We start from the raw sequence: 24,167 nt of genomic DNA on the forward strand, positions 1-24,167 counted from the left end.
GAATGGAAATTTCCTCTTTTAATTGGTATAATTTAGCACGGAGGACTGTATATGAACTGGATGTTATTTTTAATTTTATGTGCCATCTCATTGGGGAGTTATTTTTTATACTTTATTTTATTCCGTAATCAAATTGTTAAATTAACAGGATTACTTTATCAAGACAATAATCCGGATGGATTCTTAGCGGAATTAAATAGTGTAATGAGTAAACTATTTTTTCCAAAGAAGATGCATGCTATGATGAAGATTGATGCTTATCTAATGAAAGGTGATATCGAAAAGACAAAAGAATTATTTAATGATATTAATTCTTACAAAATTCGTCCAGGTGATGAATTTTACGTTAGACAAAAAGAAGTAGCTTTTTACATTGAATTAAATGATGAAGAAAGAGCAACTCAAGCATATCAACGTATGCGTGAACTTTATGATTCGTTTAAAAATAAATCAAGTTATGAAGCAGTCATGAAAGAAACTGAATATACATATGAAATCAATCTTAAGCATAGTGGAAAGTATTTAAATGAAATGCTTGATCTTGCGAAAAGCTCAGGTACTGATTTTACATCAGGTATTTATTACTATCGTGCAGCGAAGTGCTATTATTTCAAAAATGAAAGTCGTTTGTGTAAAGAAACACTTCTTAAAGCACAAGAGAAGCTTAAGGGTACATTCTATGAACAATTAATTAAGGATATCTTAGAGAAAGATATGAAATTAATACTGACAAAATAAAAGGCAGAAGTGCCTTTTTATTGTATTGAAAGAATTGTATATAAATAACTGGAATAGAAAGTGAGTGGTATCATGGAAGATTTACTATTTTATGGAATTGATTTATTAGTTATTGTGATTATGTTTGGATTATTGAAAAACTCAAAGCCAGTAATAGTTAGAACAGATGCAGGATCTAGTAAATACATTACACTCATTTTGTGTGCTATTTCATTGTTTTTGATAATAAGGGAGAAATCATTTTTCTATTTCATTCAAGGTTCAGTGGTCTTTATCGTTGGATTGTGTTATTTAAGGGTAAAAAGTGGATTTTCCAATGAAGGCATTGTGATTATGGGAAAACTTTATAAAAGACAAAATATAAGTGAGTTATTAATTGAAAATCAAAATAATGTTTTTCGAGTATCATTTAAATATGGTAGAAAACCACACTATCTATATGTAAATTCAGGGGATATTAAAATAATAGAAACAGCAGTTAAAGAGTTTAATCATAAATAGAAAATAACTATCATTTCTATGATAGTTATTTTATTTGATAAATCGTTCTTTCGGTTACTAAACTTTTTTCACGAGCCAATTCTTGATTTAGAAAACTTATATAACTTCCAGGGGTTACAATCCCACTAGTTTTAATTAAGTCTAGCTCAGGAGTACGAATCAAATAATCCGCAAGTAATACACAATTGGTACTAAAAACAAAATAAGTTTTGAATTTTCCTGGTGTAAATTTATACATAGAAGCTTTACAGTTTTTGTAGACACGTGATGCATAATCAATATCTTGTGTTGGATCAACATGATTCTCGATATCGATTTGGGCTTTTGGTTTCCATTCAACAGTTCTATCAAGGAGTGCATCTAAACGTTTTTGTATAATTTCTTTCTGTGTGTCAGTTAATTTTATTTTATAACCGATTATTGTTTTTCCATCATGTTCTATTGCATTTTGAATAAATGAATTTCGATCAGAAATAATGAGTACACCATCACCTAAAGTACCAAACAATTCTCTGTTTTCTGGGTCGTGACAGCCATATGAATAAATTTTATCTTGCAAAGCGATATCAACATGGCCAAGTGATTCAGGTCCAGACTCTTTTAGGTAGATAAACACTTCTAAATCGGAAAGAGAATCATCATATGGATTTGTATCGAGTAACATTTTATTTTGTTTAACCATTTCTTTGATACTGAAGAAAAAATGTTGGGGTATTAGTGCAGCCAAAAGAACAGGTGCAGAAATTGTTAAATGTCTTCTTACTTTATTTTTTGTATTATCAGGCAATACATCTTTAATTGATTGGGAAGTTGAAATTAAGCCATAGAATATAAAATAGAGTCCTGCAAACAATGAAAGAATCCAAAGTTTATTTCTAGGAGAAAGAATCAAAGTTAGTGCAAAGATTAAATCAATTAAACTTTTAATAAATACCCATGAAGCACCTCTTAAAGAATCTCTTCGGTAGACAATAAAATTGATAAAACCAATGATTGCGTTAATTAAAATCCACCAACCAATGACAAAGTGAACAAATCTAAAGAAGTTAATAGGAAATACAAAAATAAAAATTGCGAATCCAAAACTTGATAACATGGGAAAATAATCAATGATTGATTTAGTTTTTCTTCCTTTTATGAAATCCCAAAGTTGAGATAAACCCAAAAGTGTTAGTCCAATAACAGTAAGAACATAGAGTGCTATCCAAATGGACTCATAATTAATAAAAAATAAAATACCGATGCTTAAAAAGAATAGACTCACTATTATATTTTGTATTAATGGTATGACTTTGCTTTTATTCTTCATAAACCCTCGCATAATAAGTATTTTAATTCATTTATCCATAGAAATAAAGTAGTGCAAGTGATAAAATATAGAAAAGAACAGGAGATAGTGAAAATGGCTGAAGTAAAACCGATCATAACAATTGATGATATCGAAAAATTAGATGTACGTGTAGGTACAATTTTAAATGTAGAGGATGTTCCTCGTTCAACACGTATGGTAAAACTTACAGTAGATTTTGGTGAATTTACACGTAATATTCTTGTTGGGTTTAAACAAGAAAGAGAAGATCCAACAGAAGTTATTGGTAAACAAGCAGTATTTATTGTAAATCTAGGACCTAAGAAAATTAGTGGTGAAGTATCAGAAGGAATGATTTTCGATATTGGATATCAAGATGGAATTAAACCAGTATTGGCAATTCCAGAATTCCCAGTTCCAAACGGATCAAGACTTGGGTAAAATAAATGAATGAAGCGTTTAGGCTTCATTCATTTTATTTATAAGCGATTTGCAGTGATTAACTAAATCACTTGAATAGATACCTCCACCTTGTGAGATGACTGGGTTACCACCACCTTTTAATTCGTAAGTTTGAGCAATACTTTTAAATATTTCATTTGCTTGGATATCTATTGATTTATTTTTTGCCACAACAACATGACATTTTTCATCTATTTTTAAAACGAAGATAATTCCTTTATCATAGTGATTTGTGATTGTTGAACAAAGTTGTTGGAATGATTTGATATCCATTGAGTTAAATTCTTCAAACAAATAAGTATTGGGAGTAGCACATAAATCTTTTGCAAGAAAATCAAAATATTTCTGTTTGTAATCATTTAAGGATGAAGTTAAATCTTTTTTCTCTTGGAATAGCTTTTGAATACTTTCATTGATTTCTAACTGAGCTATTGCTAATGATTTACTAGCTTCATGGAATACATCATAATGTTTTTGAATATAATCGAATAATTGTGATCCAGCAACAAAACTTATTTTAAATCCACGTGTTGTTTTTTCATAACCTAGAAATTTTATACCTTGAATGTAACGTAGACTTGGCACATGAATACAAGCACATAAATCATAATCAATTCCAGGAATAGCTACTGAGCGTAGTTGGGTATTCCAATCGAAGTCATCACCATAATCTTCCCAAATATTTTCAAGTGCTTCTTCCTTCGTTGGATATGAGATAACAATAGATATATCTTCACGTATATGCTCGTTGCATTTTCTTTCTATCTCATTTAAAATATCACGATTTAGTGAATCAAATCCCATTTCAATTTCACTTTCTAATTCACCAGTCTTAAACATAATCGTTTTTGCGTGGTAATCAGTATTCATAATGGTACACATTAAATGTTGTGCAGAATGAATTTGAGATTTAAATAAGCGATAGTTTAAATCAACTTGAATATGGATTGGATCATTTAACTTGGATTTAGTGACATGCCAAACTTCGTTATCTTCAACATAGATATCAAGTAGTTCTTCATTATTTATAAATCCTCGATCACTTTCCATGCCGCCAGATTTTACATAAAAAAGAGTATCGTTAAATACCGTATGGTACTGGTTATCAATTGTCTTTTCCTTTTTAATCATTGTATCCAACTCAACTTCAAATAAATTATCATAATGTTTGTTTAGCATTGCAATCACCTCTATTACTATTATAACTGTTGTACAAATAAAAACAAACAATACAAAAAAGATTGATTTTAGTTTATGATTTACACATAGATTACACAGAATTTAAATAAAATAAGTTTGAGGAGATAAACTTATGTATAAAATACTTTTAGTAGAAGATGAAGAATTAATAAGAAATTTTATTAAAGAATACTTTTCAAAGAAAGAGATTGAGATAATAGAAGCTAGTGATGGTCTAGAAGCTATTGAATTGTTTAGAGAAGATTTTGATTTAGTTCTCCTTGATATTATGATGCCTCATCTTAATGGGTATGAAGTATGTAGAAAAATAAGAAACATCAAACAAACTCCAATTATTTTTATTAGTGCCTTATTTGAAGATGAAGATCAACTAAAAGCTTATGAACTAGGAGCAGATGATTATATTACAAAACCATTTAAACCTTCTTTGTTATATGCGAAGTGCATGGCATTAATCAAACGTGATAAGAAGTTATTACCTACTATCAAAGTAGGTGATTTAGTATTACATACGGATACACATGAAATTGAAATTGATTTTGAGAAAAAAAGTCTATCCAGCAAAGAGTTTAGTTTACTAATGTATTTTGTTGAAAATAAAGATATTCTTTTAACGCGTGACCAAATTCTAAATAAGATATGGGGTTATGATTATTATGGTGATGCTAGAGCAGTAGATACTTATGTCAAAATGTTAAGAAAGAATCTAAAAGGGTGTTCAAATTATATACATACTGTAATAAAGTCTGGATATCGATTTAGTATTGAGGATAGTCAAAATGAAGAATAAACTAAGCGTAAGAATGGTGATATTATTTGTTACTTCTTTTGTACTTGTGTTGACACTTCAAGCCTATCAGGGAATTAAAGGATATGTAAATAACTATATCGTTATGAATTCAAATCAAAATTATTTTATTCCGATTCGAGAAGCATATCATGATTTAAATAGCTTAATTGTTAAGAGTAATAATATATACGACCAATCATTTAAAGAATATATTGATCAATTTGTTCAACAACTTGAACGGTATAGTCAAAAAAGTTTTATTTTAGATGCAGATTACAATGTTGTCTTTGAATCGGAATTAAATCATAACTACATTGATTTAATTGAGTATCCAAATACGGATAAGCAAAATACGTATTACATTGATTTATCAGCGCTGAGTGATGATATAAAACGAAATATCATTGATAGTCTAAAAGATGTAAAAGAAGCAAGAGTAGATATTTCAGGAGTTAAAACTGAAAAAAAATATTACTCAGTGGATGGTGATAAGGTTAGAGATATTGATGGAAGAGTCGTAGGTGAAGTAAGTAGTCATGGAGAAATGATGTTAGCGGATTCTACATGGATAAATAATAAGAAAAATGTTCAAATTATTTCCCCGACATATCTTGCGATAAATGGAAATACGATAATAGATGGTGATACGTCAAATATGATGGAAAGTTTACTTTTGGATAGTTACAGTGATGATGATTATTTGTATGGACAAGGTCAAACTGGTAGTATGTATCTTCAATATAACTTAATTAATCAAAATGATGTATTTGATGATGTTTTAGAAAAAATAAAAAATGATAAAACTCATGGTTTTAATAAAAGTAAGATATATGGTGGATATGAATTTATGCCATTAGAAATAGATGGAAAATATTATCTATATGCAAGATTACCTATTTATAATGGAACACTTAACGATGATACCGATGAGACAAGAAAAGGGTACATGATATTTCTACTTTACTATCCAAAGATTTCAAGCAATATGACGTTGCAATATGTAAAAGACAATGCGTTCACTTATTCAATAGCGTTGATACTAGCGGTTTTATTAAGTTGGTTATGTACTAAAATTATTGTAGATCCGATTAAAAAGATTCAAAGTGTTGCTAAGAAAATAGAGAATCATGATTTTGATGAAAAATTAAAAATTAAGGATTCTACTGAAATTGGATCACTTGCAGATAGCATTAATGAAATGTCAGATAAATTGAAAAATACAATGAGTAGCTTAGAGAATGAAATTGAACAAGTTCGTTTGCTTGAAAAAACTAGAAAAGAATTTGTAGCGAATTTTACACACGAAATGAAAACACCAATTGCAATTATTAATGGATATAGTGAATTGATTGAAGAAACAGAGGATGAAGAAAAACGTAAACAATATCTGAAGATTATTGATGAGGAAACTCAGAAAATAAATAAGCTTGTAAAATCAATGTTAGAACTCTCTAAATTAGAATTACATAAAGTTGATTTGAAATTAGAGGATGTGGATATAGAATCATTACTCACAAAGATAATAGATTCATACGAGTGTCTATTAAAAGATAAGCATATCTTAGTGGAAATGAATATCAAAGAATCTATAATTCATTGTGATGAGGAACAAATGCAATCAGTTTTCACTAACATGATTAGTAATGCAATTCATCATGTAAAAGATCATGGGAAAATAAAGATAGAATTAAGTTTAAATGAATTCAGTATTGAAAATGAAGGAGAACAAATACCCGATGACAGGTTGGAAGTATTGTGGAATGCATTTGAAAGTGGACACAAACAAGGGACTGGATTGGGGTTGGCAATTTGTAAGAACATCCTTGATTTACATGGGTTTCACTATGATGTTATAAATTCAAATGATGGGGTAAAGTTTAGGATATTTTTTAATTAAACTCATCTTGTGAGATAGACTGATTAATTCACAAAAATAAACGTTATAAATAGTTTGTTTTAGATATCAAATTTTGGTATTATGTATCTACGACAAAATTAGCTCACTTATTATTTTGTTGCTAGAATACATTAAATAAAATGGAGGACAAGATGACGAAGAATTTAATGAAGAGTTTACTTGCATTAGTTTTAGTATTAGGACTTACTGCATGTACAACAAAACCAACAGAAGAGAAAAAACCAGAAGATGCAAAAACAACAGGTGAAGTAGTACCATTTGCTGCTGAGTATGAAATGGTTGGAACTACATCAAGTGGCAAGCCAAAGAATGATACATTTGTATTCGAAGGAGAAACTACAGATGGTATTATTACAAAGTTAAACTTTGATATTATTCGTAATAAAGGAACAGAAGGAGAATACTCTAAAAAAGATATCATGGGATATCTAATGAATATTTCTGATGCAACTGTTGAAAAAGTTGGTGATGATTACAAATTAACAACACTAACTGCTTATGGTTATGATGAAGCATATGATGCAGGAGCTGCTGCTCAATTTATGGTATCAGCATCAACTGATAAATTAACTGATGAAACTACATTCAAAGATTTAACATTTAAGAATGATGCTGCTTCAACACCAGAAAAAGTAGTTGAAGTACCAATGGACAAAGCATTAATCGTTTTCCAATATGTAGCTACAGAAGCTGGAATTGAAACATTAACAGAAGATACATTGGTTAAAGATTTAATAAGTAAACATGGATTGTATGCAGATGGTTCATATGTTGAAGGAACAAAACGTATTTCTTTTGCTGGTTATAATGGTGGAAGAAGCTATGGTGAACAAATCGATGCAATTGTAAATCATATTTTAGAAAATAAAATGACTCTTGAACAAGTTTATGAAATGTTCAAAACTGAGAACCAACAAAGTGTTGCAATCAAAGATAGAGATGCTGTTACAGGGGCTACAATTGCCTTTGTAGGTGATTTTGCAAGAACTGTATATATTGCCATCAACGGAGAAATCTTCGAAGGTGTAGTAACTCATAGCACTGAAACAGATAATACGGTTGTTGAAGTAGTAACTCAAGGTTATGGTGGAGAAGTTGAAACACATATCACTTTTGATAAAGATGGAAAAATTATTGATATCAAAGTAAGAGATGCTCAAGAAACTCCTGACTTTGGTGGTAAATTAACTGCTGATGGATCAGATTTCATTGCTAGTTTAATTGCAGGGCAAGATGATATAGCAGCTGTTGATGCTTCAACAGGAGCAACTGTTACTTCTGATGCACTTAAAAAAGCTGTACAATTTGCACAAGAATATTTCGTAGGATTAAAATAAGTTTTTAGAGCTGTGGATAAAACCATAGCTTTTTTTATGAAAAATCATAATTTAGTACATAAATATGAAAAGGTTTGATAAAATATATTAATCAAATATAGGAAATGTATAAATACATTTATTTTGCAAAATAGGAGATTATTATGGAAAAAAAGAATGTTGTTTGGGAGAAACTATCACTGTTTGTTTTATCTGTCACAGTTTTAGCAGTTGTTTTATTTTGGGGATTTAACCAGCAAATGAATGATAAAAGCACAGTGCAATCTTTTGATGGACAACATCTATATGATGAAATAACGACTTCAGAGTTAGAAATACTAATCAATGATATTCCTTTAGAACTTGATCTAACAAAATTACATCAAGTTGCTACTCCAAAATTGCTATCAACTGAAATAAATAATCGAATCTCTTTTACAACAAACAATAAAACTGAAGTTTATATCAATGGTGAAAAAATTGAAGAAAATACAACATTTATGGTTGATGAATTGTCACCTCTAAATAATTTGGAAATCATGATGAAAAATGGGCAACAAGTACGCTATGTAGAACTTAAAACATTACCAGAAGATTTCCCAACACTTCAATTTACAGGTTATAGTACAAGTGAAGGCGATTTCTATGGGGATTTACTGAATGATGAATCAAATTCTTTTATATTTAAAATGAGCAGTGCTGGTGATTTGCTATTCTATTTTACTGAATTCAATGAACATGGTTCTTTAATGAATTTTCAAAAGCATAATGTTAATGGAGAAGTATATTATTCATATTTTAATCCAAGTGAGAATTTTAAAGACCATCTACCATTCACTGGAATTGAATATGGTGCAATTGACATCATGGATTGTGAGTATCATGTTATCGACTCCCTTGAATTATTGCCATCAGAAAAATTACCTCAGGGAGGTTATGTAGAAAATCATGATTTTATTATGATTGATAAAAATCACTATCTTTTAACTGGAGCAGTTGATAGAAATGTATATATGGATGATTTAGGTACATATACTAGAGTAAAAGCTGCTTATATTCAAGAAATAAAAGAAGGTGAAGTTATCTTTGAATGGGATAGTTCGGATCATCCAGAATTATTTGCACAATCAGTTGAAAATAATGATTATTTGAATGTGAATGAATATTTCTATGCAGCTGATTATGCTCATATCAATAGCATTAATATTGATCCTGTTGATAATAATCTAGTTATATCTTTTAGAAATCTAGATGAAGTTATAAAAATAGGTAGAGATACAGGTGATATTCATTGGATACTAGGTGGAGTAGGTGATATGTTTGGTTTGGAAGACTCTCAAAAATTTTCAAGACAACATTATGCTAAATACACAAAAGATGGAACAATTTTATTATTTGATAATGGAAATGCAAATGAGAAAACTAGAGTCTTAGAATTTACTTTGAATGAATCAGATTTATATTTAGAAGATTTTAAAGAGTATGTAGTTGAAGGAAAGTATTCAATGGCTACAGGTTCCGCAATGAAAACTGAAAGTGATACGATTGTAATCGGTTGGGGGTTAGGAAGTTATCATTCACTCATGTCAGAGCTTGATATCAATACCAATAAGATAATCAGTGAAATAATCCCACCTGTAGAGCAATATAGTTATCGAGTAGTAAAATTCAAATAAAATTTATTTCTTAGAGTTTGTATTTTTGTTTTTTAACATTTTTCGATATGGCTTCCAGTTCTTCTTTAGTAAGCTCTGGAAGTCTTTCTAATTTATTCAGGAATTGCATAACTGTATCATTTTGTTTAACAGATTTAATTTCTGTAAAATAGCTCACTAAAACTCCAGGTATTAGTGCAACAACAATAATGCCATATAGAGCTAGGAATGCAGTTATAATTCTAGCAACCAGGTTATTCACCACGATTTCACCATAACCGATGGTAGTGAAAGTCACAAATGTAAACCACATAGCATCACCATAGTTTGTAATGGTTGGTTCTGTTATTAAAATTAAAAATGTTGCGATAAAATAAAAGATTATGAAACCAGATACAATTTTATCGGTACCTGTGTAACGTAAGACTTGCCACAATAATTTGACTTTTTTCATACTAAACACCTCATAATTTATTATAACTAGGAATAAGTTAAGAATACAAGTCAATGACATGTATACATAGTTAATAGGTATTCTTTTTCTTAGTTACTGCTTCGAGTTAATATTATGTAAGTTATCCATTAATTTGGTGGCTAATCCATAGGAATGAATCTAAGATAAACTATTAATTTTCATAGAAGAAACTTCTTGATTTTTCTATAGGTGATTGTTATAATAATAAAGCACTGCGGGTGTGGCGAAATTGGCAGACGCACTAGACTTAGGATCTAACGCCGCGAGGCATGCAGGTTCGACCCCTGTCACCCGCACCAGATGCATACAAAAACGGCTTAATTAAGCCGTTTTTTTAATGTTTGCTGACATTGATAAAAACTTGAATATCTTCGACTATTTTGGAGTTGTATCGCCGATTTACCGCATCTGTACCTCCATTGTACCTCCTAATTGTTCAATATCTGTTTGTTCATTGGGAGATTCATACGCCTTGAGTTAAAATAATTGGATTTTTAAGAAGTTCATCTTAATTAAAAGCATTTGACTTGTCTTGGTTAAAAAATTAAATAATCATTAAGATATATTTAGTTAATAAATGTAACTGACCATCTAACGCATAACATGCATGTTGTAAGTTGATTGAAGACATTGCTCCCTAAATAAATATCATTTTTGTTACCATAAATAACATACTTTAAGAATTAGTAAATAATTGGAATTTCAGTTACATGTCTCACGTGGTCAGTTACATTAATAAATAAATTTTACTCGTATATCCACTTCACTCTTGTTTATGAGAAATGCGCAGGATATACTTTTTATTTTTTAGCGCTTTGAACTCAATTCAAACTATCTTCTCTTCGAATTGACTTTTACATCAATTATTTAGTCTACATTTTTATAGGTTTGACTTCATAGACCTTGTCAGTTATTATTACATTAAGGAAACCATTATGAAAATAATTATATTTATTTTAGCAATCTCAAATATAGTTTTTACAAGTATACCCTATTGGGGTGCATTAAGTTCAATTAACGAACCAAATATCTATGGGAATTATGTTAGTTCAAACCCACTGTATATACTGGTAATTATTCTTTTTGTAGTAGGATTTTTTATAAAAAATAATAGAAATTTTGGATTAGTATATTTAACAGCTTCTTCATTACTATTTGTATTAGAAATAATTGCAACATTGAATTGGTTATATTTGTATAGAATTGGGTATTGGAAAAGTTCAGTTTATTTTTCTTATCTACTTCCAGTGAGTATAATAGTAGTGTTGGTTACTTTAGTGATTATGATTTTGAGTATTCGAACATCAAGGAATAAAGGTTAACTTGAATAGATACTTGATTCTGATTGAAACCATTTAATCATTCCAAAAAAATATGTATTACTAGTATATCCATTGCATTTTCGTTTTCGAGTAATGCGAAAGATATACTTTTTTTGTTCTAATATTTTGAGTTGTTTTCTCACTGTTCTTTCAGATAAATGAGTATCATTCGATATCCTTGAAACTTCAACTTCTGTGATTGTTTCCTTCAAAGTAAAAGTTCCTATTTTATTGGAGGTAACAACAATGTTCCCACTAGGATTACAAACCACATCGCGAATATCTTCATGATCTAGAATACTTTGCAACATCCCTAGATTTATTCTCTGAAAAAGTTGTTCATTCATCTTGAACTTCTCCTTCCATGATTGGATTGAGTTTAATATCAATTGTGCGTTGATAGATTGCATCTTTCATTCTCAATCCATCATAATAATTCTCAGGGTTTTCCACACTATGGAGGGCATCATAGGAAATAACTGGAAATACTTCCCCAAAGACTTTGGCACGTCCAACTAAGTCAGCATCTTCATAGGATAGGGCAACAACGATATAAGTAAGTGAGTTCGTTGAACGATATTCTTGTTCCTCAGAATCTTGTTCACTACAAATCGCAAGTACTTTTGCTTGTTTGACTAATTCGCCATAGATAACTTTTTCTTTTTCTCCTTCATTCTCAACTCCTGTTCCACTGAAGAAGAGATCAACTTTATGTCCAACCCTTAGGGAATTCGAATAAGATGTCTTTTCATTCACTTCGAGTGTTGTTGCAATTTGTCCTTCTTCTAGTTCAAATAATCCTGCATCTTTCACATCACTCTTTTCAGCAAGAAGATCACCATAAAATGAAGACCCTTCAGCTAAAGCATTCCCATAATCAACAACTTGCCCAATCAAGGAATCTTTGTTTGTAATGACTCCCTCTGTAATAGAAGCACTTGGGAGTTCTTTCATGGCAATGTTGTCTTGTTTGAGGATTGTGCCTTCCTTGAGGCATGTTTTGGCAATCGGAATAGGTTGTAGGTCTATCGTAGATTTCAAGATTTGGTTAAAGCTGAGAAAACTCAACAAACCAAATAGCAGCACTAAGATGAATGTTGATAGTACCTTTTGTTTCTTCATTGTTTCTAGTAATTTCATTGTTACTCCTTTTCTATGGGATCATCAACGATGATAAGATAGAAATAGTCGACAATGCATTCTGTTTCAAGCATTAAATAGGAACTATATCCTTTTACTCGAACATCTATGGCTGGGGGTTACCAACAGCTTCAATCTCATAGGTTAAGTTAAGATCCTTATTTTTATTAAAATTGTCAAACCATAACTCCATGGCTTTCTCTTTATCCATGGATAACTTATGGTTAACGATCAGATCACCGATATTAATTGAATCTTGGAGAGCAGATAACTGAGTGGTACGTGTTGCATTATAGACATCATCATCCATCATGATTTTCTTGTTATAATCAGCACCACTGAATATCACCAAGACAAAAAAGATAAGTAATCCATAAAATGCAATTGCACCACTCATTCTTTACCTCCTGTTTACGCTAATAATCCATTGAAACTGTCTAAGATGCCTTGTGTTAATTGAGCCATAAAGTCTCCTTTAGCAAATGCTAAGAAAAAGCAATAACAACAATGACTAGTCCGTATTCTTCGAAAAATGCCTTCATTCACTTTCACCTCCTTCTTGTGTGGTTTGCGTATTGATCAACAACAACGCAAAAAAAGTAACGACGTAGTTCTCTTTGTCATTCCTTCTTTTCTGTTATTAATTTTATATTTTATTTAGGGTACTGGCTGTAACAATTTGGGGCTAATTCTTCACTTATCATACTAATCATTGTAAAAGCAAATGCAAATTTTAGAGATACTTTACTGATAGATTCATCTTTTCACTGTAAAGACTCAAGATTTCAATAAATTTTGATTGCTTACTCGAAGAATTTTTACCATTAATTTTTTTCCGTATTCTTTACCTCTTTATTTAGTAATTAGCATTAAATAAGAATAATTCTAAATCAGAATATAATTTAAAAATTTATACTTTATGATTAATGCAATCATGCTGTATAGATTGTAAAATCTCATATATTTTTCTCAATGAATCTTCCATGTTGTGAGTTAGCTGATCAGAATGCCCTGTTTTGTGTAGTGTATCAAGTATAACTTGCATTTTCTCATGTTCATTTATTAATTTTTGCATTTTAACAGAAAATTTTTCAAATAGCTTTTGATTTTGCTGATAATAATAGAATACAGCACAATAATCTTCGACAAAATTATTTACAGCATTTACTTGACTTATATCATTACCTGAGGTTTGTAATACCTTCATAAAGGATGAAAGTGCACAATCTATTTTTCTCTGCAATTCTGACACATAAATACGCCTCTCTCTAGCAATCTGTTGTTTTCTCTCAAACATTTTTTGCAATACAAGAACAACAATTCCATTACATAGAATCGGAGTAAATAATAGTATCCAATCTTTTGTATTCATGAATATCTCCTTATAGTATACAAATGAATCATATAATAAAATTTAAAATTGAAAAGTTAAATTGATTTTATGTTACTATTTAATTTTTATCATCTTAATTGTTATTGCAATTGAATAAGTAGACTTTTTATTGTCCACTTTTATGCTACTAGTTCAATTTATACCTTCCTTATTAGTCTAATTATTTAGGAGTACTTCAAATTTTACCATTTTTTCTATTTATTGACTTTATATTTCGAATCAAATAATTGCAAAATTATACCGAATAAAGTAGAATAATACAATTTTATATAGTATAAAATGAACAATGAGTTGTAACAATAGCACAAAATTTTAATATGAACTACAATTAAAATCTAACATTCATTGAAGAGTTCACAAATTTAATATTTTCATAAACTGATGTGGCAAGAAATCTTCTGAAGCTCTCTCTAGCCAACACAATTTCTATCATTGGTGCAAATGTAATTTGCTTAAACATCAACTCTTTTTCATTTAAACCAAAGAACCATGTAATAAATGGTGTGATAATTCCACTTTTCCCTACTCGATAATCTAAATTAAAACAATTATTTCCATCGAATTTCTCAGGGATTTTCAATACAAATCTATATTCTTTTTCGCTTGAAAATGCTGGGTTTTTAAAAAAAAGTTTCTTTATGTTTATGAATTCCTCTATACCTTCTACAAAGTCATTAATCAATCTTCTATCTTCCTTATTTTCATCAAGTAATTCAGTGGACTTATCAAGGTTTTGAAATAGTTCATTAAGTTTATTGAAAATTATTTTTCTTTGTTCCAACTCATCATATACAACCTTATCTGAAAGAAGTTCAATATCTAAATTTTGGGAGGAGTTTTCAAAACATTTTTTTAAAGTCGCAATCTCGATTCCTAAATTATAGCCATAGTATGAATTGTTTTTAATATAATAGCTCCACATACTTGAACTATCAAAGTCACTAGATGCACATAATACATAGTAACGATATTTCTTGATTGAAAATTCATTATCACCATTTTTGTTCTCTCCAAAAAATAACCGATCTTCTCCAAATCTACTTTGAAATATTTGGTTTACAAATTTAGGAATCGATATTTCTTCACTTCTATTTCTAAGAATTCTGCAATACTCTTCCTTAAATAAGCGTTCTATATATGAAATTTCACCTGAGTCATTCAAATATTGGCAATCGGTAAATCTTAATGATTTACTTTTCAGAATTTGATATACTCCTTCTGGTGATGTATAGTGATATACAGTTTCCGTATTTATATTCTTCATAAGTTCTCCCTACTAATCCTTAGATAGTAATTAATTATTTTTTATTCATCAATATTTTAAAGAAAATAAAAATATGAAATAAGTACAAATTTTCTGATTTTGCATGCCATTAATTGGAAAACCATTTAAACCTATAATAAATGTTAATAAAAATAATAAAACTTTTCGGGTTTAATATTTTGCCAACAAACTGAAGCGGGTAAAACTTACTCTTTTATTGCTGATTTGTACATTAACTCTTCAATCAATACTCGAAAATGTAAAATGTTAGTTCGAATATCAGGCTCAGTACAATTGTACCATATTTTATGTGCAGAAAAATTACCAAGAGTTTTATACTTTTCCATATCTTTTTTACTGCTTGCTGATAGATTAATTATTTTGCTATTTTGAGCATTTTTGATTATTTTATCGAGAACAATATGACAAGTTCCATCTTGGTTTAGTATCTCATTTTCAATATCAAACTTTTGGAATGTCAAAATCAATAATATTTCCAATAATCTTCTCATCATTACTGCAGTACAATCAAAAAGATTATTATCGAAACTACAGTTTATTTGCTTACAAACTTTTGCAATATATGTTGGACAATTTTCAAACAACGTAGTTGGTAAAATGCAATCAGTATAATTTACCTCTGTTTCATTTCTCTTGTTGTCCCAGTTATTTATTTCTTGTTCCCACTGTTCCATTCTTTGGAACCAATCAGACCAATTTCTACATTCTTGAATCATTGGGATTAATTCTGAATCAAAATCTCTAATTAAATCTAATTCAGTGTAGTCCTTTTCTTTTAATGACTTGATATATCTATTCAAGAGTGAACGAGCAATATTTTGATCGTAGTAATTAAAATTAGTTTTAACAATGTTTAACACATGTCTTACTTTTGCTTCAACTGGAGACAAATTTTTGTTATAAGCTATTCCACCGATTTTATTTATAAAGTTTTCAACGGAATCTTTTGTAATTTTTCCATTAGCATCATATCTGATATAATTAGAAAAACTTGTATCTACACATTCTATAATTAAATCAGTTCCATAATCAGTTTCAAATTTCTTTAATGAAGATTTTCCTTTTTCGTTTAATGTGTATGGTCTGATTTTTTCTTCAACATAACATATTAAATCGATCTTTTTTTTAGCCATAATACCTCCGAAAAGTATATGAGAAGCTTAGTAATGTAATATTTTCTATTTATAAATTCTATCATATTACAAAGATATTTTAAAAGAATAATTAATTAAGCAAATATATATACGTATATATATTTGCTTTCAAAGACACAACTTATTGATTAGCAATAAATAGGGATTATCCTAAAATTTTATTAAAAGTCTATTTATTATTTTATTATATTGAACTATTAATAAACATAGCGGTTAAGTCTGTTATACATTATAAGTTCACAATCTTAGTTTGTGTTTACAATATACTTTTTCATAGTCTTAATTCATTACATCAATTTGTATCAGGCGAATATCACTGATATAATACAAGATTTGTTACTATATAACTCGATTCATAGAATGCAGTAGAATCAGTCGGACACAATATTTTAAGAAATTTTCCATAATTCAATTCTATATCAAAATCTATCGGATCTGTGCGCATATCTATATCTGGTGATGTGTATATTAGTTCATCATCTATAAATATTGTAATCTTTCCTGACGATTCAGTTGTTCCATCATAAAAAGCAATCGTTCCTGTAAGTCTTGAATAACTATTATTTAGATTATATTCAAGAGGCTCAGCATTATATCTATATTTTGATGGTTCTATGGGATCTACAGTTCTTTTTCCCAGCACAGCACAAAGTTCAAACGTGTTTCCTAACTTATCTTCACAAGATGTTTTGATTTCTGTATTACCACTACTAATAACAAAAGGTTCTAAACTAAGTAATCTCTTAATATAAGGTGTAGGAATAGGAGATGACACTTCTATTGGATTAGTAGTTGGTATAGAGGTAGTGCTCACAATAGGCGGATTGGTAGACTCAAAATTGATATCATCATCAACTTTATCATTTAGTCTCGTTACAAGGCTTAATAACACATATATTACTAGACATACTACTGAAATTATTAGCAATTTCTTTTTTGATTTTTTGGACATCAAAGAAGCAAAAAATGTAACAATTGTGATAGCTATTGAAATATCAGAAAGTAATGTTCTCAAAAAATTCATAATTATCCCCTTTATTATATGAACTAATTATAACAATTCAAACAGCAATTTAAAAGAATATATAAAACTAGTCTCATCAGTATTATGTGTAATTAATAGACTTATATTTTATTTTTATAGTATTTTTTGATAATACTATATGTATTCTTTATTAATTTAATTACATATAAAGTATCCATCTAATTGAGTTCATGAGTTTTAAATCACTTACTATTCCTTATTTATCATTGAGCACAGTTTGTCACTAAATATTTATAATCAAATATCCATTCCTTGATGAAAACATGTTCTAACTAAAAAATCAGCATAATCTTAATTGTATTAACAATTATCTTATTGTGATGTTTTCCTAATTTTTGAATTTCAATTCTTACTTCATTAGCGATGCCATTGCTATCAGAACACAGATTTCCTTTTCCATTAATTTTTTATTTAAACTCTCAATAACTGAGTAAAATTTATCAAACTATCTTCTGTTGTATGCAAAATCAGAAATAGATCTCATTCTTCTCTATTTCTTCTAAATGTTTTAAATTGGAATATAGTAGAATTAATATTTTTTATGAAGTTTATTTCTTTTTTCTTTAATCTACCTTCATATTTATTTTCCATAAAATAAATAATTAGTTTATCAATAACAAAAACTATCTGTTCATATGACATTTTAATGTTTAACATTAAAAAATTCTACTATAAGTAGAATTTTAGAGCTTATTTACATTCTCTTTCGTTGGAGTTTCACCAACTCATCAGTAAGCTGAGCTTAGAGAAGGAGGTTGCTAGTAAAGAAGCTAGTTTTGTATATAAATTAATTAAAGTATAAATATTTAGATTCATAAAATCACTCTCCTCATCAACGTAAAAAATCATTATTGACAAGAAAATGCCTGTCATCATCAGAACCAGTAAGCAACCTCCGGTTAACAAATTAAAAAATTTGTTTCGACACTATAATTATAATCATTTCTCTAGAAATGTAAAGTTTATAACATTTTCTTATAGATTATCAAGTTAAATTGGACAGTGAAAGAAAACATAAATGAAATATAATGGAAATAAGAGATGATTTGTGATGGTCTTGAAAGGAGGTCATTTTATGACTGGCACAAATAAACATTTAACTTACGATGATCGTCTTCAACTGTTATCTTTTGTTTCTAAGAATTATAGTATGTGTAAGATTGGAATGATTTTAGGTAAATCACCTTCTTCTGTTTCTCGCGAATTAAAAATCAATCGTTATCGTAAACGGGTCAATGACAATGATACCTTATGTACGCATGCTCGTACTTGTCCAAGTATTAAACGCGGTTGCAGTCAAACCTGTAAGCTTTATTAACTTGAACCTTGCCCTCGTTTATTAAAAGTACCTTGGATTTGTTTGGGTTGTTCTCGTTATACCACCTGTCACAAGAGTAAAATTCTTTATGATCCTAAAAAGACTCAACTCCGTTATGAAGACGTCTTACATACTTCTCGCTTAGGTCACTCTGTTTCTCAAGACGGACTCCACTTTAGAAACTTATCTTAATCATATAAAAAGCTAAATCTCGAGATACATCGATGATTGTTTTGGTGCATGTAGGGGTTATTAATTCATCTCATTACAAATAAACTACATTTTATTAATATATTCGTGTGCAGTACTTTGTTTGCTAGTGTTTAAAAACTATTAAGTATAGCTTTTTGGCGAATATATAAACTTTCATTTTCATCTAAGTGTTTTTCAATTGTTTCTGTGCTTTGTAAGGTTAATTTACCAACTTCCCAGATATAATTTCCTTTTTTCAAACTCATTTTTATAAAAGTATTACCTAAATCAGTGAGTTTATATTTTCTTCCTGTTATCTCCTTTATTTTATTACTTACTACCGTGCTTATCTCATTTTCACCATAACAACTTAGTTTTGATAAACCTTTTTCAACGGGATTTGTTCTTAAATACTCATATATCAACAATTGTAATTCCATCTTTAATGGAAGAATTACTTCCATATTTTCCTTATCTTCCCAGAGTCTCAAATCATAAACTCCTCTATTATATATAAAACTTGAATTGGTTATTGAATTAATGTATTTCCTACTTAATCCTGAAAATATAAGTAATCCAAATATTAGTCTTATATTTATTTTGTCCTCACTGAATATATAGTCTTTTACTTTTTCTATGTCTTCATCGCATAAATATTTATGTTCTTTTCTTTGAATAATTGGTTTATCTACTTGTGTCATGACATCTATGCATTCATTAGTTACGTAAGCGAAATGAAAAAATGATTTTAATGCATTATAATAATTCATCTTTTCACTTTCTTTACCATTGAAGCGTTCGGATAAAAATCTATTAACGATATCATATGTTATTGCATCTAACCTAGTATTTTTATATTGTTCAGTATTCATAAATTCATCAAAAAAAATATTTATTCTTTGCATGTAGAATGTTTTGCTACTTTCTTTCATATTATTGTACTCTATTAGCTCATTTATTAGTTTTGAAACTTTAGTTTTATCTATATACATATGTAATCCCTTTCTTATATTTTTAATCCAATATTTTGATTGCTACTTTATTAGCATTTAACTGAACAGTAATCAACATTCTTCCTTTTCTTTTAAGCAAAAGTCGTCGTTAATTTTGATAATAATCATAATGAATAACCTAGTTAGCTTCATATAATTCGAATAATCGATATCCGCATTTGGTTTATAACTTCCATGAATATATCTGTTTCTAAGTTGAAATCCATTGCAAAATTTTCTATTGTTCAAATAAAAATCTAAATAATCCGCCTCTTGTTCAGAAAATAGAGTACTTGTTAATGTAAAATACTGTTTTTCTATCAAATTATCAATCAATTCTCTTTGCATTTCACTATGATGCCAATATACCAAAAATTCATTTTTATAAAGATCAAGCATTATTAATATTTCTTGAATATTTCTAAATTTTATTGTATCTTGATTAGTAAGAATAATTACTTCAGATTTCAATAAAAAATCAATTTTATCTAACTCATACTTAGAGATATCACTGATTTTAACTTCTTCATTAAAAATTAAATCAAAAAAATTACCATATTTTTCTTCGAATTTTTCAGTATATGCTAGCATACACTGATTAGAGAACAGGCAATAAAATAAAAAATTAGTCTTCTCTTCATTTTGATATATGTATTTCTTTTTAACTAAACTTTTAACATTTTTAAATGTAGGAACACTTGATGAAATCGTCAATAATTCGTAATCGATACAGCCATCTTCCACAAAGAGATTAAATTCTTTTATACATCGGTCTATTTCAGTTGCTATGATTTTACATTTATTGCAATATAATGATTCTTCATTCGACATTGTTATATTAAAGTTTTCCACTTGAAATTCATCTTTTAAATACGTCTCAAAAAACCATTCTATGATTCTTTCCATCTTTATATTCTTATTTTCTAAATAGCTAGTATATAATTGCATTTGAAAATCTGCGGTTGTGTTCAATAACTTGAAAGCTAAATTTGTCTTATAGTCGCTTATTGTTCGAATTGTTATAATACTTTCAAAAGTACCTATTTGTGTTTTTTTACTAATTAAACTCCATCTCATTTGACTGTCGCAGAATAGGAAAAGAGTATAAAAGTTTTGTAATAGAGTATTATAATCTAAATTTTCATCTATCCAATTTGCATTATATAAAAATTTCCATTCGTTTGGATTATCACTAATTATTACAGCATCTCCATTAAAATGTTCAAATTTGATTTCAATATTATTCTTTATTGTTGTTTCTCCATTAAATAATAATGTTTCTAACTCTTGCATTCTTTTTAAAATCTTCGATTTAGCTCTATCACTAACTTTCAGTTTCTTACTATCTGTTCTATATAATACTTGTAAATAGCCTAGGTTGTGCTCCTTTCTCTCCAAATATTCATTTATAATTTGATCAATGTCTTTTTTTGTCAATGATTTTGGAAAATAGGTTTTTTTTCTTTCAATAGTGTGTTCAATTGCAAACTGATTTAAGAGTAACTTAATGCTACATTCACTTATTAATAGCGAGTTTTTTAATGGTATATCATAATACTTCACAAGAGTATCATTTTTTAATAATTCAGATAGGTATATCTCTTCTGCGATTGCAATTTCATAGATAATTTGTGAATCTATTTTTCTATAAATATTGTAACTTGAGAATAATTCAAAAAAGTCCTCAATATATATTTTTTCAGTTTGTTCTAAATAATTTTTCAAATTTGAATTGTCAATTTGCTTAAGAAGGTTATCAATTATTTGATTTATATTATTTGATTCATAATACCACAAATCAACTACTTCGATATCATATCTTTTGATTAAATCATCGTTAAAGTATTTCTTTACATTATGTAATTCTAAAATTAAATTAATATCAAGACTTACTTCTGATTTATCGAATTTTTCGAGATATCTAACTATTTTTTTCAAATAATATCCAATGCTTAAATCTTGATTACTATAAAATTTTATTCTTCCCATTCTCGTATTCTCTTCTATGAAAGTATTATAATCAACAGATAAATAAATTTGTGTTCTATATTTTCTTCTTATTGATGTGTTTATCATATCATTTGTTATCTAATAATAGCAAATTTTTGCTTACTAATTTATAAAATTCAATAATGAATAATAACTCAAGGTTAAATACTCATAAATACCATTGCATATCCTTAGACACAACTTAGGATCTAGCGCCTTCGTGCGTGGGGGTTCGAGTCCCTTCACCCGCACCAAGATAAGTTGACAGGTTTTCAAAAGAAAATCTGTCAACTTTTCCTTTATTTATGCGGGTTTCAAGGGTTTTGGCGTTTATTGAGAATGAAGAACAGGATTTGAACTAACACGCAAAACAGCATATTCCTAAAAATTTAATGAACAAAATGGTGACACGATGGTCTTACATAGACTGTCGTGTTTTTTAACTTTGGGCAAAATTATGGGCACAGTGGCTTGATAGCTGCTGTGCTTTTTTAATATAAAATTATAATACAAGGAGAATGAGACGATGAATAAAACAAAAAGCGAGTACATCACCGAAGGGTTAAGAAAATCCTTTCAAGACACAAGTTGCAAAATGGCAAACCGAATTTGCTACGGCTACACAGTAGCGAAAAATGGTGAACTGGTTATCAATCCCACGGAAGCTGAAATAGTAAGATTTATTTTTGCAAGCTACAATAAAGGAGATAGCTTAGGCAAAATTGCTAAGCAGTTGGGGGCAAAACAAATTCTATCGCCCACCGGCAAATCAAAATGGAATCGTGAGGCAATCTCTAAACTTCTCTCTAACGAAAAATATGTTGGAAATGTAATGCTGCAAAAGACACATAGCTTTTGTGGTATTCAGTTTGAAAACGAGGGTGAACTTGCCAAGGTACTAATGAAAAATCATCACCCTGCTATTATCAGTCTTGATGAATTTGCAAAAACTCATCAGTTAAAATCAGAACGAGCAAAGGCACCAAAAGAAGAATTAATCATGACTGCAACTTTTTAGGAGGTAGTGATGTGAGCAAAGAGGTAACTTTTATTCCGGCAACAAAAACGATTATAGGTACGGAGCTGTCACAGATTTTAAATGTGGCGGCATATTGCCGAGTGAGTAGTCAAAGTGATGAGCAGTATGGCAGCTTAGAAGTGCAGAAAAGCTATTATACGGACTACATCAATGATAACCCTGGTTGGAGAAATATAGGCGTTTATGCCGAAACAGGCACAGGTAGAAATATTAAAAAGCGAGCAGAATTTAAAAAGTTACTTACCAAATGTCGCAAGCATAAAGTGGATATGATTATTACAAAATCGATTAGCCGATTTTCAAGAAATACCATTGGTGCGTTGGAGGTATGCCGAGAGCTTCGATTGTTGGGCGTTGAGGTTCTATTTGAAAAGGAAAACTTAAAACTATCAGATCCTGAAACGATGATGGAGTTGGAAATTGCTTGCGCTTTGGCACAGGAGGAAATCCATAGCCACAGTCTAAATATTAAAATGGGGCTTCGCCATGGGTTTCAGGAGGGTATATCCGGCTATATGGATTTTACTTGCTACGGATATAAGCAAGGTAAGAATGGTCTTAAAATTGATAAGAAGCAAGCGAAAGTCATTAAAATGATTTTCGAGATGAGAGCTGATGAAAAAAGCTTAGGTGAAATCTCTAAAACCCTACTCAAAAAGAAAATCCCCTCTCCAACGGGTAAACCTACTTGGAGCAGAGAAACACTGAGTAAACTATTGAAAAATGAGAAGTATATTGGTGTAGTTCTATTGCAAAAAACTTATGTGGAAGATTATCTACAAGGTAAGCAGTTGAGAAATGATGGTCAATTACAGCAAGTGCTTGTGAGAAATCATCATCAGGCGATTGTTAGTGAAGACATGTTTTATCAAATTAATAGTGAAAGCAACTAAAATTAATTATATATTCATTGAAGTAACTGTCGATATTTGGT

Annotated in this window: 24 protein-coding genes and 1 tRNA gene; 12 read left to right on the top strand and 13 right to left on the bottom strand. The window is 29.3% G+C overall.

The features are described 5' to 3' along the window. Positions 1-51: 51 nt before the first annotated feature. Both B5D14_RS03720 and B5D14_RS03725 read left to right on the top strand, forming a co-directional pair. Positions 52-738, top strand: coding sequence for a hypothetical protein (locus B5D14_RS03720; RefSeq protein ID WP_078711253.1), 687 nt, complete (start codon positions 52-54; stop codon positions 736-738). Between the two features lie 72 nt (positions 739-810). Continuing rightward, complete coding sequence (locus B5D14_RS03725; RefSeq protein ID WP_078711254.1) at positions 811-1,239, top strand: hypothetical protein; 429 nt, start codon at positions 811-813, stop codon at positions 1,237-1,239. A gap of 25 nt (positions 1,240-1,264) precedes the next feature. On the opposite strand, the gene B5D14_RS03730 is transcribed toward B5D14_RS03725, so the two are convergent. Continuing rightward, positions 1,265-2,548: an HdeD family acid-resistance protein gene (locus tag B5D14_RS03730; protein ID WP_078711255.1), complete on the bottom strand. Its 1,284-nt coding sequence runs from the start codon at positions 2,546-2,548 to the stop codon at positions 1,265-1,267. 93 nt (positions 2,549-2,641) lie between these two features. Here B5D14_RS03730 and B5D14_RS03735 point away from each other — a divergent pair, with 93 nt between their 5' ends. Next, a complete protein-coding gene (locus tag B5D14_RS03735; RefSeq protein WP_078711256.1) occupies positions 2,642-2,989 on the top strand; it encodes a tRNA-binding protein in 348 nt (115 codons plus the stop codon). 18 nt (positions 2,990-3,007) lie between these two features. Here the strand turns inward: B5D14_RS03735 and B5D14_RS03740 are convergent, their stop codons facing one another. Further along, positions 3,008-4,189, bottom strand: coding sequence for an alanyl-tRNA editing protein (locus B5D14_RS03740; protein WP_078711257.1), 1,182 nt, complete (start codon positions 4,187-4,189; stop codon positions 3,008-3,010). Positions 4,190-4,322: 133 nt separating this feature from the next. Between B5D14_RS03740 and B5D14_RS03745 the strand changes: the two genes are divergently transcribed. The 4 genes from B5D14_RS03745 to B5D14_RS03760 all read left to right on the top strand — a co-directional run bounded on the left by B5D14_RS03745 (position 4,323) and on the right by B5D14_RS03760 (position 9,910). Next, positions 4,323-5,000, top strand: coding sequence for a response regulator transcription factor (locus tag B5D14_RS03745; protein WP_078711258.1), 678 nt, complete (start codon positions 4,323-4,325; stop codon positions 4,998-5,000). Next, entirely contained in the window at positions 4,990-6,897 is a 1,908-nt protein-coding gene (locus B5D14_RS03750; protein ID WP_078711259.1) for a sensor histidine kinase, read from the top strand. The genes B5D14_RS03745 and B5D14_RS03750 overlap by 11 nt, the downstream gene beginning before the upstream one ends. A 152-nt stretch (positions 6,898-7,049) precedes the next feature. Continuing rightward, positions 7,050-8,255, top strand: coding sequence for an FMN-binding protein (locus B5D14_RS03755; RefSeq protein WP_159443713.1), 1,206 nt, complete (start codon positions 7,050-7,052; stop codon positions 8,253-8,255). A gap of 143 nt (positions 8,256-8,398) precedes the next feature. Next, positions 8,399-9,910 carry an aryl-sulfate sulfotransferase gene (locus tag B5D14_RS03760; protein WP_078711261.1) on the top strand — a complete coding sequence of 504 codons (1,512 nt, stop codon included), beginning with the start codon at positions 8,399-8,401 and terminating at the stop codon, positions 9,908-9,910. Between the two features lie 10 nt (positions 9,911-9,920). Here B5D14_RS03760 and B5D14_RS03765 read toward each other — a convergent pair whose 3' ends face one another. After that, entirely contained in the window at positions 9,921-10,343 is a 423-nt protein-coding gene (locus B5D14_RS03765; protein WP_159443714.1) for a potassium channel family protein, read from the bottom strand. A gap of 235 nt (positions 10,344-10,578) precedes the next feature. Between B5D14_RS03765 and B5D14_RS03770 the strand changes: the two genes are divergently transcribed. Further along, positions 10,579-10,663: transfer RNA gene (locus B5D14_RS03770), tRNA-Leu, on the top strand. A gap of 636 nt (positions 10,664-11,299) precedes the next feature. Continuing rightward, positions 11,300-11,686 carry a hypothetical protein gene (locus tag B5D14_RS03775; RefSeq protein WP_078711263.1) on the top strand — a complete coding sequence of 129 codons (387 nt, stop codon included), beginning with the start codon at positions 11,300-11,302 and terminating at the stop codon, positions 11,684-11,686. Here B5D14_RS03775 and B5D14_RS03780 read toward each other — a convergent pair. The 8 genes from B5D14_RS03780 to B5D14_RS12125 form a co-directional block, all read right to left on the bottom strand. Then, a complete protein-coding gene (locus B5D14_RS03780; RefSeq protein ID WP_078711264.1) occupies positions 11,683-12,033 on the bottom strand; it encodes a hypothetical protein in 351 nt (116 codons plus the stop codon). The genes B5D14_RS03775 and B5D14_RS03780 overlap by 4 nt on opposite strands. Further along, on the bottom strand, positions 12,026-12,826 hold the full coding sequence (locus tag B5D14_RS03785) for an RcpC/CpaB family pilus assembly protein (protein WP_078711265.1): 801 nt from the start codon (positions 12,824-12,826) through the stop codon (positions 12,026-12,028). The genes B5D14_RS03780 and B5D14_RS03785 overlap by 8 nt, the downstream gene beginning before the upstream one ends. Before the next feature lie 106 nt (positions 12,827-12,932). Then, the gene (locus B5D14_RS03790) at positions 12,933-13,223 is read right to left on the bottom strand and encodes a DUF5411 family protein (RefSeq protein ID WP_078711266.1); all 291 of its coding nucleotides are present in this window, start codon (positions 13,221-13,223) and stop codon (positions 12,933-12,935) included. A 513-nt stretch (positions 13,224-13,736) separates the two neighbouring features. Next, positions 13,737-14,198 carry a hypothetical protein gene (locus B5D14_RS03795; protein ID WP_078711267.1) on the bottom strand — a complete coding sequence of 154 codons (462 nt, stop codon included), beginning with the start codon at positions 14,196-14,198 and terminating at the stop codon, positions 13,737-13,739. 349 nt (positions 14,199-14,547) lie between these two features. After that, entirely contained in the window at positions 14,548-15,483 is a 936-nt protein-coding gene (locus B5D14_RS03800) for a DUF2971 domain-containing protein (RefSeq protein ID WP_078711268.1), read from the bottom strand. Positions 15,484-15,689: 206 nt separating this feature from the next. Beyond that, positions 15,690-16,637: a hypothetical protein gene (locus tag B5D14_RS03805; RefSeq protein WP_078711269.1), complete on the bottom strand. Its 948-nt coding sequence runs from the start codon at positions 16,635-16,637 to the stop codon at positions 15,690-15,692. A gap of 334 nt (positions 16,638-16,971) precedes the next feature. Then, positions 16,972-17,682, bottom strand: coding sequence for a hypothetical protein (locus tag B5D14_RS03810; RefSeq protein ID WP_078711270.1), 711 nt, complete (start codon positions 17,680-17,682; stop codon positions 16,972-16,974). A 501-nt stretch (positions 17,683-18,183) separates the two neighbouring features. Continuing rightward, positions 18,184-18,360 (bottom strand): hypothetical protein, encoded by a 177-nt coding sequence (locus B5D14_RS12125; RefSeq protein WP_159443715.1) that lies wholly within the window; start codon positions 18,358-18,360, stop codon positions 18,184-18,186. Between the two features lie 418 nt (positions 18,361-18,778). On the opposite strand from B5D14_RS12125, the gene B5D14_RS03815 reads away from it, so the two are divergent. Then, positions 18,779-19,021: a helix-turn-helix domain-containing protein gene (locus B5D14_RS03815; protein ID WP_159443716.1), complete on the top strand. Its 243-nt coding sequence runs from the start codon at positions 18,779-18,781 to the stop codon at positions 19,019-19,021. A 323-nt stretch (positions 19,022-19,344) separates the two neighbouring features. On the opposite strand, the gene B5D14_RS03820 is transcribed toward B5D14_RS03815, so the two are convergent. Together B5D14_RS03820 and B5D14_RS03825 are read right to left on the bottom strand one after the other, a co-directional pair. After that, entirely contained in the window at positions 19,345-20,205 is an 861-nt protein-coding gene (locus tag B5D14_RS03820; RefSeq protein ID WP_078711272.1) for a hypothetical protein, read from the bottom strand. 72 nt (positions 20,206-20,277) lie between these two features. Then, the gene (locus B5D14_RS03825) at positions 20,278-22,194 is read right to left on the bottom strand and encodes a hypothetical protein (RefSeq protein ID WP_078711273.1); all 1,917 of its coding nucleotides are present in this window, start codon (positions 22,192-22,194) and stop codon (positions 20,278-20,280) included. 526 nt (positions 22,195-22,720) lie between these two features. On the opposite strand from B5D14_RS03825, the gene B5D14_RS03830 reads away from it, so the two are divergent. After that, positions 22,721-23,212 carry a recombinase family protein gene (locus B5D14_RS03830; protein WP_078711274.1) on the top strand — a complete coding sequence of 164 codons (492 nt, stop codon included), beginning with the start codon at positions 22,721-22,723 and terminating at the stop codon, positions 23,210-23,212. 11 nt (positions 23,213-23,223) lie between these two features. Further along, positions 23,224-24,126, top strand: coding sequence for a recombinase family protein (locus B5D14_RS03835; RefSeq protein WP_078711275.1), 903 nt, complete (start codon positions 23,224-23,226; stop codon positions 24,124-24,126). Positions 24,127-24,167: the final 41 nt, after the last annotated feature.

It is taken from the genome of Anaerorhabdus furcosa (assembly GCF_900167375.1).
Lineage (GTDB): Bacteria > Bacillota_I > Bacilli_A > Erysipelotrichales > Erysipelotrichaceae > Anaerorhabdus > Anaerorhabdus furcosa.